This is a genomic window from Bacillus sp. T3 (assembly GCF_033449965.1).
GTDB lineage: Bacteria > Bacillota > Bacilli > Bacillales > Cytobacillaceae > Bacillus_BU.
On the sequence record NZ_CP137761.1, the window covers coordinates 679,474 to 691,074 of the forward strand.

An 11,601-nucleotide genomic window follows, 5' to 3' on the forward strand; every position below is an offset into this window, starting at 1 on the left:
AATGTCAAAGAGAAAGATAGGTTTCTCATTGTTGACTGCACTAGCATTACTTCTATTGTTCAGTGCAAGCGCAATGGCTGCTGCATTTGGTGTTACAAACTTAAGAGCAAGTTTGGATAATGATGCTGCAACTTTAACTGCAAAATGGAATGCTGATACAGCTACAGGCGTAACTGGTTATACAGTTACAGTTAAAGATGGTGCAACTGTAGTTGATACACAAACTGTAGCAACTACTACTTACACAGCTTCTGGTAAATTTGCACACAGCACGGTTTATACTGTTGAAGTTACAACTAATGGCGGTGTTAATGATACTGGAGTTTCTACTATCGATGTAAAATCTAAGTCAAACACTGATATTTCTTCTAACGATGTAGACAATACACTTTCCAACGCTAACCAATCAGGGCTAGGTGTTACAACTAATGATGGTACTACTGTTGGTAAAGTAATCAAGTCAAAAGACATGGTTAAAAACGACGGTACTACAGGCAACCACAGAACACACGGCGAATACCAAAACAACACAAACTCTTGTGCAAGCTGTCACCAAACACATACAGGTGCATCTAAGAGTTTGTTATTCAAAGACGGTGTTTACAACACTTGTACTGCTTGTCACGATGGTACATTAGGATTCTACAACGTATTTGAAGCATCTAATGCTGGTACTTTCGGTGGTACACACCAAGGTAACATGTCTGTTCACTTAGCTGACGGATCTGTTCAAATCAAAGCTGCTCCTGGTGGTAACGGTGCTGCAAACTCTGGTACTTGGGTAGGCGAATTCAACTGTGCAAGCTGTCACAGCCCACACGGTTCTTATTCTGACCGTTTGTTACACTACAATCCAAATGGAATGGGTCTAGCTAAGAAAGCTGACGGTGGTATCGGTCTTAAAGGTGCAACAGTATATGACTTCACTGCTAAACCTGCTACATCTGCTGTAACAGATAGCAATTATATTGCTGTTAAAGGTAAAGGTTCAGATTTCTCATTACTTGCTGCTGACCTTGGCGGAGCTGACCCTGCTACAACAACTGTTATTACTGTTATGGAAAAATCAGGAACTTCTTGGGTAAAATCTAAAAATCCTTGGTTATACGGATATGTATATGGTTCTCCTAAGAACTACTATACTCGTTTCTATAAACAGCCAACTGACGTAACTGGTCCAACTGCAGGAACTCCTGATGGAGTAGTTGATGATAAAGACCAAAAATGGGCTATTGATGATGGCCAGGGCGGTAAAGACTACGTTTATATCGCTGACTTCCACGATAATGAATTAGGAAACTCTGAAATTGCATTTAATAAAGGTTTTATTTACTCAACAGGCACTTACCTTGATGATGTTAAAACAGCTGATGTAGGTCAGGCTTACACAGTAAATCTTGACCTTCAATTAATTGCTAAATTCGGCGATGCAACAAATGGAGTACCTATTTATAAATCTGATTCTACTAGCTTAATGAACGGTACTGGCGAATTCAAAGGTGAAGGTGTTAAGTTAAATCAATACTGTGCAACATGTCACGTTGACTACTTAGCTCACTCTGGTTCTGCTACTGGTACATTCTCTACAGCATACCGTCACAGCACAGACAGTGACTCTTATACTTGCGTACGCTGTCACTATGCTCACGGAACTGATGTAACTATCATGATGGATGCTCATAACCAGACTCTTGCATCATTAACTGCTCCTGGTGGGGAATTCGAAGGTGACAATGCTAAAGCAACTGATTACCTATTAGACAAAAACGCTTCTTCTGCTCTTAAGCGTTTCACTAACATGTCAGTATGTTGGGGCTGTCACACAGACTCTAAAGCTGAACAGTTAAAGAATACTACAAGCTTCAATGATGACAACGATCCTCACGGATTAGAGCCATATGCAGCTACTGGTGGTAAAATTAGCCAATCAGTTATTGATTCTGGTGAAGTAGTACTTCAACCTTAATAATTAAGCTACCAAATAGCCCTACTATTTGATAGCTCAGAAAGAAAATATCCAATTGAACAAGGTAATGACGCTCATGCGTTGTTACCTTGTTTTTTTACATTATTACATTCGGTCACAAAGTTGTCAAATATTCTTCACTGCTCTGTTACTCAATTCCTTTTTTAATATGAGTATAATAAAAATATATTTATATAAACTTTATTATTCTTCCTAAGGACACTTGTAATAAAAGCCAATGATATATGAAAAATATTGGCATAAAAGAAGGATGAGCAGAATATGGACAGACAAAACTTCAGAATATTTCACAGCAGTTACTTATTACTCTTAATAACCATTCTTTTATCCTTAATCCCGCTAAAAGTTAATGCCGAAGACTTAGCCCTTCCTAATATGAAAATCAATGATATTAAATTACAAAATGGGGTTACAACCATTGATGGTGTTATTACTTACGGTACAATTCCCAAAGAGCAAATTTCAATAGGTTTATATGATTCGACCGACCAATTATTATCGTCGATTACTCCAGATGAATTCAATAAATGGTCAGTATCTGTATCAACTACCCAAAAACCAAATACTTTATATGTAATGGCTTATGAAACTGCTAATCCTTCAAATCTATCGAAAATTAATGTTGATGTAACCCGTCCACATGTTGACTCTGTTTATTTGCAGTATTATGACGTGAACACACCAACCACACCAGTAGAGTTTAACTTACTCCAAAATGAAGGTATGAGCCGGGTTTTAATTAATACGACAATAAAAATCAAGATTTCAGATAATGATTCCCTTAATAATTACTCAGAAAAGGTTAATATACCTAGCCCAGTAACTATTTTCGATAAGAACTTTACTAATATTGAAGGTACAGCTACGTTTGATCCGACAACTTCAATGATAGAATTCCAACCATCCCAATACTTGCTACCAAGTATGAACTATTTTATAATATTTAACTCCTCGCTAATTCCAAAACAGACACAGTCCGGTTATGCACCATTCACGGATGACGCTGGAAATAATGTTTTTCCAATTGTGAAAAAATTTACTACTGTTAGTGTCACTGTCAGAAATGCTGTTATAAACCCCGATATGTCAAGTTGGGATCAAAATCCACATGGATACTACACATCAAATGTAAATACATGTGGAAATTGTCATGGAATACATGTTTCAACTAAAAACAATTTAAGTCAGCCAACACCTGACTATACACCAAAGGATACCACATTGGATGATAGCTATTGTATGGCGTGTCATGATGGTACGACTGTGGCCCCTGGTCCTTTTAATTTTAAAACTGGCATTATATCTAAGCATGATGTCGTTCCGGATTCTGAACATTATTCAAGCGCGGGTTCCTGCACTTCATGTCATAATCCGCATTTAACTTGGAGTGCAGAAAATCCTAATTTCTTGAAGGATCATTATGTATACAAGCACAATGATAATTATAGTGATGGACAGATTATTGGGGAAATTGACAGCAGAATTCAACTTTGTGAACAATGTCACGGGATGAACACTCAAGCCTATAAAAATCAGGCCGAACAGGAAGCGGCATTAGATAAATTGCCTGCTCCATATAGAGTACTTCATTATCGGAAATCCTCATCTTCCAAAGGACTAGACAGTGATTACGACCTATGTTTTAGCTGTCATAACAGTACCCAAGAGCTTAAGGATGGAACAAAGGATATATTGAAATACTATCAGCAAACGGATTCTATGCACAGATTAACAGCAACAGATGGATCACAATTAGATGGAGCAATTCCTTGTTCAGAGTGTCATGATACGCATGGATCAACAAACCTAAAACTACTAAAAGAAAACATAGGGCATGAAAACCAACAATCAGCTTTTTCATATACTAGCGGAGATTGGGAAGCAAAAGAGAAAGAGTTCTGTATCAGATGTCATAATGGTTCCACATCCATTTATGGTGTAACAGGAAAAGCGCTGTCAGAAGCGAATCACCCTGAACCGTTAGCGTCCTGTAAAACATGTCATAGCCAATCCAATACAATTGAGGAAGTTGTTCATAGTCCAAAACCGAAAAATGTCCAAACACCATAGACTATCATTTTATAAACATATATTAGAGGAAATCCAAGTCCTGTATTCCACAGAACTTGGATTTTTTTAGTTACTATTATATTTATCTTTTGTGTGCATTTAGGTTGTGAACGAAACTTAATAACTATAAAGGTCTTTTTTGCTTTTTCACCTAAAAATTGTGTCCAAAATGTCAAGTAACAATCACATTTTGTCTATTCTTTTACATTACTATATGAACTATAATTACCGTGCGGTAGTTTTAAAATATAACGATGTGAATAATGTTGTTTTATAAAAATATTACATTAGTAAACTATTCAATAATATGGGAATAGTAGAAAGGACGGCTCTATGATGTTAAAAAAAATAAGACCCTACTTGATTGCTTTTATCATCGTTCAATTTTTTCTAAACTCTATCCGTCCTACTATTAGTTTTGCGGCAGGCCCCACTATAACCATTGATAGCAATTCAGTGCTGGGTGCCCTGAACCACTGTATTTGGTTCGGTAGTTGTTGCTGATGTTGAAGGTTTAGTGAACGTTGAAATGGTAATAGAAGATGAAAATGGTAATCCAGTTGCATCTTTTATCCCAAACGGTCAAAATTGGTCGTATACTTTTCCCGGGATTTAGGGGATGGTAATTATAAATATACAATTGTCGCAACCGCTAATTATCAAAATTTTTCACAAACTGTTTCAGAAACAGCGCTAAACTTTACAGTTGACACCACAGCACCAACAATATCAAATAATACTTCTTCTATTTTAAATAATAAGGATTCTATTAATGGGGTAGCATTTGATGGGTTAATATCGGGTACAAAACCTACTTTTGAATTAGAGTTATTTAACTCTAGTTTAAATAGTATTCACACTTCAATAATGACGGACCCGCAATTAGTAGGAGATAAGTGGCACTGGTCTTTTTCATTACCAGAAGGATTACCTGATGGGAATTTCACTTACATTATTAAGGCAACAGACCTAAATAATAATACGGGCACCCAAACTTATTCGTTTACCCTGGATAATACTCGACCTAAAATATCTTCTATAGAGGTTAATCTATCAGATAGCGTAGCTACTATAGAACAACCAATAATCAATTTAATCTCTAATGAAGACATGAATAATGTTAAAATAAATACCAGTATTAAGATGTTAATAACGGATGAAAAAATGATTAAGCGTGAAACAATTAAGAATCCAATAATTGTTTTTAATAGTAAAGGTGAAAATATATTAGGGAATATAATCATTACTGAAAAGGATGATTTTAATGTAGAGGTGGTATTTACACCAACCTCACCGTTAAAAACAAGTACAACCTATTATGTGTTAGTCAATCCTTTACTTATTGATAAAAATCAGGTTGAACCTACAATATCAACTGATGAGGCAGGAAATCCAACTTTCCAGGTAATAAAAAAGTTTACTACTGAACGAGAGTCCGATTTAAACAAATTTATAGATAATAAGGTGATTTATCATAATTTGAATGACCCTCACGGAAATGTATCGACAAACTCGAATACTTGTGGAAATTGTCATCGGACCCATGATTCGAAAGGTGGGACGAAACTGGAGCAGCCTAGTTTTGAATATGACACATATAATTACTGTATGGCATGTCATGATGGAACAGTTGCCGCTACTCCAGAAAATATGAATAAAAACGACCACTTTCCGGCATATGATGACCCATCAGTGAAGAAAACAGCAACAGATTGTTCTGCTTGCCATAATCAGCATTTGAATTGGAGTGCAGAAAATCCCAATTTATTAGATGATCATTTTGTTGTTGAGAATCATCCTGCTGTTGAAGGTGTTTCTCCAGAAATGTATGACAGTGATAAGCAGCTTTGTGAATCCTGCCATGAAAGTGATACAAGAAGAGTGAAGGACTACGTGCCAAAGGATTCAAGTGACCCTATTGTTGTTCGATATAAGGTTCTCCATTACCGAAAATCAACAGCTACGGGGAATAGTGGTGATTTTGCACTCTGCTTCCGATGTCATGATGGAAGCAAAAATAATGTTACCAATATAAAAAATTTCTATACTGACAGCAATTCAAAACACAGGATTTCTGCCGCTGATGGAAGCTCATTAAACATTAATACCCCTGATAGTGGCCATATTCCTTGTGCAGAGTGTCATGGTACTCATGGGGCAAAAAATATTAAAAGCTTAAAAGATAAGATTGGGCATGAAGACAGAAGGGCATTTACAGCTTTAACTGGTGAATGGGATGCCTTTAAAGAACGTGATTTCTGTATAAAATGCCATAATAGTTCAACTGGTATTTATGGGGTCACTGGGAAAGGACTGGATACGAGTCGAGATGGACACAAGGGGACGGATACTGCCGCCTGTTCCTCTTGTCATGGAACAGGAGATACACCAGAGCAAAAAGCCTTAAGTGCCGCGCATGCTCCTAAATAAGCTACACCAGATAAAACCCGAGTTATCACACTCGGGTTTTATTTTATTATTGACATTTCCCCATTTTTCCCGTACATTTATCTTAATATCATATTTCCTTTTAAAGGGGAGTAGCTGGACAGTAAAGTCGTCATTCCGAGAAAACGTGTTTTCTCCGGCTTTATTGGCAACGTGACGTTGTTAGCGAGACCTTTACTAATTTTTAGTAAAGGTCTTTTTTGTTTTTTTCGGGCCTTTACCACATCGGTAGAGGCCTTTTTCGTTGCCCTAGGGATGTGACTTTTATAAAAACCTAACTTTTAAAAGGAGGATTATTTATATGGAATTATCATTATTATTAGAGTATGGTTGGGTCTTATTAGTCCTAATCGTGTTAGAGGGATTACTTGCTGCAGATAATGCCCTTGTATTAGCGATTATGGTGAAGCATCTGCCGGTAGAAGAACGAAAAAAAGCACTATTTTATGGTTTAGCTGGTGCATTTCTGTTCCGATTTGGTTCGTTGTTCGCGATTTCTTATCTCGTCGACGTATGGCAGCTGCAAGCGGTAGGGGCACTTTATCTTCTATTTATGGCTGGAAATCATATCTTTCGCAAGCTGGTTAAAGGCAAGGCGGAAGAATCTGCCCAAGCAAAAGTGGAGACATCGAAGAAGGGTTCTAGCTTTTGGGTGACTGTACTAAAGGTCGAAGTGGCGGATATTGCATTTGCCGTTGACTCGATCCTTGCTGCAGTAGCACTAGCCGTTATGCTTCCTGATACTCCATTGCCGAACATAGGTGGACTTGATGGTGGAAAATTCTTAGTTATTTTTGCTGGTGGGATGATTGGATTAATTATTATGCGTTTTGCAGCGAACTTGTTTGTTGATTTGCTCCACAAGCGTCCTGGACTGGAAATCGCTGCATTTATGATCGTTGGTTGGGTCGGTGTTAAACTTGCCGTATACACCCTTTCACACCCTGCATTAGGTGTTTTAAACGAAGAGTTTTCACATTCGATGCTGTGGAAAATTACCTTCTACGTTGTCTTAATTGGAATCGCCGTCGGCGGTTGGTTTTTTTCGAAAGAAAAAGTGGAAGAGCCTGTAGTAGCTTCTGAAAATGAAACAAATGCTATTTAAATCATGAAACCTTTTGCGTTGTTATTCGTAATAACTAAGTATCTAAATCGGTTGTGAGGGAGCGGGTTTCCAGTTTATACACCCGTTCCTAGTTAGTCTTTTTAACACATCGTATTAATTTTATAGGAGGAATGAAGCTTGTTTTTTCATCCAATGGATTTTTTAATCATCATTGCATTTGGAATTTCGATTTGGGCACAATTTCGAGTAAAGGGGACATTTAACAAGTGGGTCGAGGTACCAACTAGAACAGGTGCTTCTGGTGCTGAAGTGGCCCGACACCTACTTGACCGGAATGGCCTTTCTAACGTTCCGATTGAGGTTGTACGCGGAACACTTTCTGACCACTATGATCCGATTCATAAGGTCGTTCGTTTGTCTGAAGCGGTATATTATGGACGCTCGATTTCATCGATTGCGGTAGCAGCTCATGAAATTGGACATGTTATTCAACATAAAGAGGGCTATAAGGCTCTTACAATAAGACATCGCATGTTTCCTGCGGTTAATATCGCCTCAGGAATTGCGCCTTTCCTATTACTTGGTGGGTTCTTGTTTCAAGCACTCTCTTTAATCGGTTTAGGAATTGCTTTTTTCTCAGTCGCTGTTGCCTTTCAGTTAATCACGCTGCCAGTTGAATTCAACGCCAGCTCTAGAGCAAGAAATCTTATGATTGCAGAAGGTTTCCTCTACAACGATGAAGAGGACGGAGTGAAAAAAGTATTAAACGCCGCTGCTTTAACCTATGTAGCTGCTGCGCTCATTTCACTGCTTGAGCTATTAAAATATGTCATGATTTTTATGCAAGGTGACGATGATTAATCTAATACTTTGCTTTAGCTAGATAAAATTTTTAAACTATGTTGATTGTAGAGGAAGGCGCGGGACTCCCCCGCGGAAAGGGAGCGCCTGTAGCGGAAATCAACACACATGTTTAGCCCTATTTTTTTACACATCCAGGAGGTGTAATCCTTACATTTGTAAGGTAACTTGTTGATTATTATAAACTTATTATTAGTAGCATTATTAATTGCATTAACCGGATTTTTCGTAGCAACCGAATTTGCGATCGTAAAAGTTAGGAGCTCCAGGATTGACCAGTTAATTGCTGAGGGCAAAAAAGGAGCCATCTCAGCAAAAAAAGTGATCAACCATTTGGATGAATATTTGTCGGCATGTCAGCTTGGGATTACGGTAACAGCATTAGGACTTGGTTGGTTAGGTGAGCCTACAGTTGAGCGGATGCTTCATCCCTTATTTGAACGATGGCAAGTAAACGATTCACTTTCTTCTCTCTTATCATTTGGTATTGCCTTTGCCTCCGTTACGTTCCTACATGTCGTTATCGGGGAACTTGCTCCAAAGACAGTTGCCATCCAAAAAGCAGAGGCAGTTGCTTTGCTATTCTCACGCCCAATCATTGTGTTTTATAAGGTGATGTATCCGTTTATTTGGGTGCTTAACGGTTCCGCTCGTTTGTTTGTAGGTTTGTTCGGATTAAAGCCTGCAGCCGAGCATGAATTGGCGCATACTGAGGAAGAACTGCGAATTCTTCTTTCAGAAAGCTATGAAGGTGGCGAAATTAATAAAAATGAATTGAATTACGTCAACAATATTTTTGAATTTGACGAGCGGATTGCCAAAGAAATAATGGTGCCGCGCACAGAAATCGTTAGCTTTGATATCGAAGATTCTTTCGAAACAATTATGGAGACCGTTCGTAACGAGAAATATACGCGATATCCCGTCATTAATGGAGATAAAGATAGCATTCTCGGTATGATTAACATTAAAGAAGTCCTAACCCTAAAACTGACTAGTCATGATATAAAAACGGAATTTAATTTAGGTAAACTTGTTAAACCTGTCATTCGCGTCATTGAGACGATTCCAATTCACGATCTATTAGTCAAGATGCAGAAGGAACGGATTCATATGGCCATCCTGCTTGACGAGTATGGTGGAACATCTGGACTTGTCACAGTTGAGGACATTCTCGAGGAAATTGTCGGTGAAATTCGTGATGAATTTGATGCGGATGAAGTAGCTGAAATTCGTAAGGTCGGTCCGCAGCAATACATTTTTAGTGCCCGGGTTCTCGTTGGTGAGGTCAATGATACTTTGGGAACGAACCTTGATGAAGAAGATGTTGATACAATCGGTGGATGGTTCTTAACGCGAAACATTGATGCCAAAGTAGGCGATGAAATAGAAGCGGACGGTTATATTTTTAAAGTAAAAGAAATCGAAGGCCATCATATATTATTTTTAGATGTAAAAAAGAAATAACTGGTAGGGCAGAAGCAGTTCATTTAGAACTGCTTTTTCAGCTTTAACGGGAATAAATTGTTATCGTAAAAACAAATTTTCTGGCATGATTTCTGAAGTCTTTCCATAATTAAACGTGTTGGCTTTACCATCATTGGTGAAAACGATTATAATAGTATATAACTTTTATTAGAGGTGACGTAGGATGGAATTAGCGGATATTCGAAACGAGCTTGAAAAAACAGCTAATAAGTTAGCGGGCTTTAGGGGGTCTCTTTGACCTGGAAAACAAGGAGGCGCGAATTGCCGAGCTTGATGATGTGATGCTTCAGCCAAACTTTTGGGATGATCAGCAAGCAGCACAGGCAGTAATCAGTGAATCAAATGCCCTCAAGGATCAGGTCCATGTCTTTTATGAACTCAACGAATCCTATGAAAATCTTGAGCTGACCTATGAGTTGGTGAAGGAAGAGGCAGATGAAGAACTGCAGGGAGAATTAGAAACGGAATTAATCGAGCTAACGGAACGGTTGAGCAAGTTTGAGCTTGAACAGCTTTTAAGTGAGCCATATGATAAAAATAATGCAATTTTGGAGCTTCACCCGGGTGCAGGTGGTACAGAATCTCAGGATTGGGGTTCGATGCTGTTGCGGATGTACACGCGCTGGGCTGAGAAAAAAGGTTTCAAGGTCGAAACATTGGATTACCTACCAGGCGATGAGGCCGGAATTAAGAGTGTCACGCTTGCGATTAAGGGCCATAATGCATACGGTTATTTGAAGGCTGAAAAGGGTGTCCATCGTTTAGTACGGATTTCTCCTTTTGATTCCTCAGGGCGCCGCCACACGTCATTTGTTTCCTGCGAGGTTATGCCGGAATTTAATGACGAAATTGAGGTTGAAATTCGTACGGAAGACCTGAAGATTGATACGTATCGTGCAACTGGTGCAGGCGGTCAGCATATCAATACAACGGATTCAGCGGTGAGGATTACGCATACTCCAACAGGAGTTGTTGTAACATGCCAATCGGAACGCTCCCAAATCAAAAACCGTGAAGCAGCCATGAAGATGTTAAAGGCGAAGCTTTATCAAAGGGAAATTGAAAAAAAGGAAGAGCAATTGGCTGAGATTCGCGGTGAACAAAAGGAAATCGGTTGGGGGAGTCAAATTCGCTCCTATGTATTCCATCCCTATTCCATGGTGAAGGACCACCGTACCAGCACCGAAAGCGGCAACGTTCAAGTCGTAATGGATGGAGACATAAACCAATTTATCGATGCTTACTTACGTTGGAAGCTAAATTAAAGTTTTTTTGCAAAAATAAAGCCTTTGCCAAATGGTGGCAAAGGCTTTATTTTTGCTATTTTTCATAATCCCAAATGAAAACTCACACTCTAAAAGAAATACCAATGATTCAACGATTTATATTAGTACCCTAACTTGCAGCCAATAAGGGAAATGAGTTAACTAAAAAGTCTATTAGTGCCTTAACTAGCAATCAAAATGGGAATAAGGGTAACTAAAAAGACTTTTAGTACCTAACTGACAGTCGAAAAGGAAATTGAGGTAACCAAAAATAATAGTGCCCTAACACGCCGTCGAAAAGGAAATTGAGGACATTAAAAAATTTTTAGTGCCCTCACTGACAGCCGAACAAGACAATAGGTTAATTAAAAAGCCAATTAGTGGCCTAATTGACAGTCAAAAAAGAAAATAGGGTA

Annotated in this window: 7 protein-coding genes; all 7 read left to right on the top strand. The window is 38.4% G+C overall.

The features are described from left to right. Position 1 precedes the first annotated feature (1 nt). The 7 genes from RGF10_RS03420 to prfB all read left to right on the top strand — a co-directional run bounded on the left by RGF10_RS03420 (position 2) and on the right by prfB (position 11,185). The gene (locus tag RGF10_RS03420; protein ID WP_318507308.1) at positions 2 to 1,966 is read left to right on the top strand and encodes a cytochrome c3 family protein; all 1,965 of its coding nucleotides are present in this window, start codon (positions 2 to 4) and stop codon (positions 1,964 to 1,966) included. A gap of 282 nt (positions 1,967 to 2,248) precedes the next feature. Then, positions 2,249 to 4,057: a cytochrome c3 family protein gene (locus tag RGF10_RS03425; RefSeq protein WP_318507310.1), complete on the top strand. Its 1,809-nt coding sequence runs from the start codon at positions 2,249 to 2,251 to the stop codon at positions 4,055 to 4,057. Between the two features lie 588 nt (positions 4,058 to 4,645). After that, positions 4,646 to 6,487: an Ig-like domain-containing protein gene (locus tag RGF10_RS03430; protein WP_318507312.1), complete on the top strand. Its 1,842-nt coding sequence runs from the start codon at positions 4,646 to 4,648 to the stop codon at positions 6,485 to 6,487. A gap of 319 nt (positions 6,488 to 6,806) precedes the next feature. After that, the gene (locus tag RGF10_RS03435; protein WP_318507314.1) at positions 6,807 to 7,610 is read left to right on the top strand and encodes a TerC family protein; all 804 of its coding nucleotides are present in this window, start codon (positions 6,807 to 6,809) and stop codon (positions 7,608 to 7,610) included. Positions 7,611 to 7,748: 138 nt separating this feature from the next. Beyond that, the gene (locus RGF10_RS03440; RefSeq protein WP_318507315.1) at positions 7,749 to 8,432 is read left to right on the top strand and encodes a zinc metallopeptidase; all 684 of its coding nucleotides are present in this window, start codon (positions 7,749 to 7,751) and stop codon (positions 8,430 to 8,432) included. Between the two features lie 171 nt (positions 8,433 to 8,603). After that, positions 8,604 to 9,899: a hemolysin family protein gene (locus RGF10_RS03445; RefSeq protein ID WP_318507317.1), complete on the top strand. Its 1,296-nt coding sequence runs from the start codon at positions 8,604 to 8,606 to the stop codon at positions 9,897 to 9,899. A 184-nt stretch (positions 9,900 to 10,083) separates the two neighbouring features. Continuing rightward, positions 10,084 to 11,185, top strand: a protein-coding gene (gene prfB, locus RGF10_RS03450; RefSeq protein ID WP_318507319.1) for a peptide chain release factor 2 whose coding sequence is annotated in 2 segments (ribosomal slippage) — positions 10,084 to 10,155 and positions 10,157 to 11,185 — 1,101 coding nt in all. Because the reading frame shifts where the segments join, the coding sequence is not laid out codon by codon here. Positions 11,186 to 11,601 lie beyond the last annotated feature (416 nt).

Coding starts and splice junctions, on each gene's coding strand:
- RGF10_RS03420 (WP_318507308.1), top strand. CDS start 2: ATGTCAAAGAGAAAGATAGGTTTCTCATTGTTGACTGCACTAGCATTA.
- RGF10_RS03425 (WP_318507310.1), top strand. CDS start 2,249: ATGGACAGACAAAACTTCAGAATATTTCACAGCAGTTACTTATTACTC.
- RGF10_RS03435 (WP_318507314.1), top strand. CDS start 6,807: ATGGAATTATCATTATTATTAGAGTATGGTTGGGTCTTATTAGTCCTA.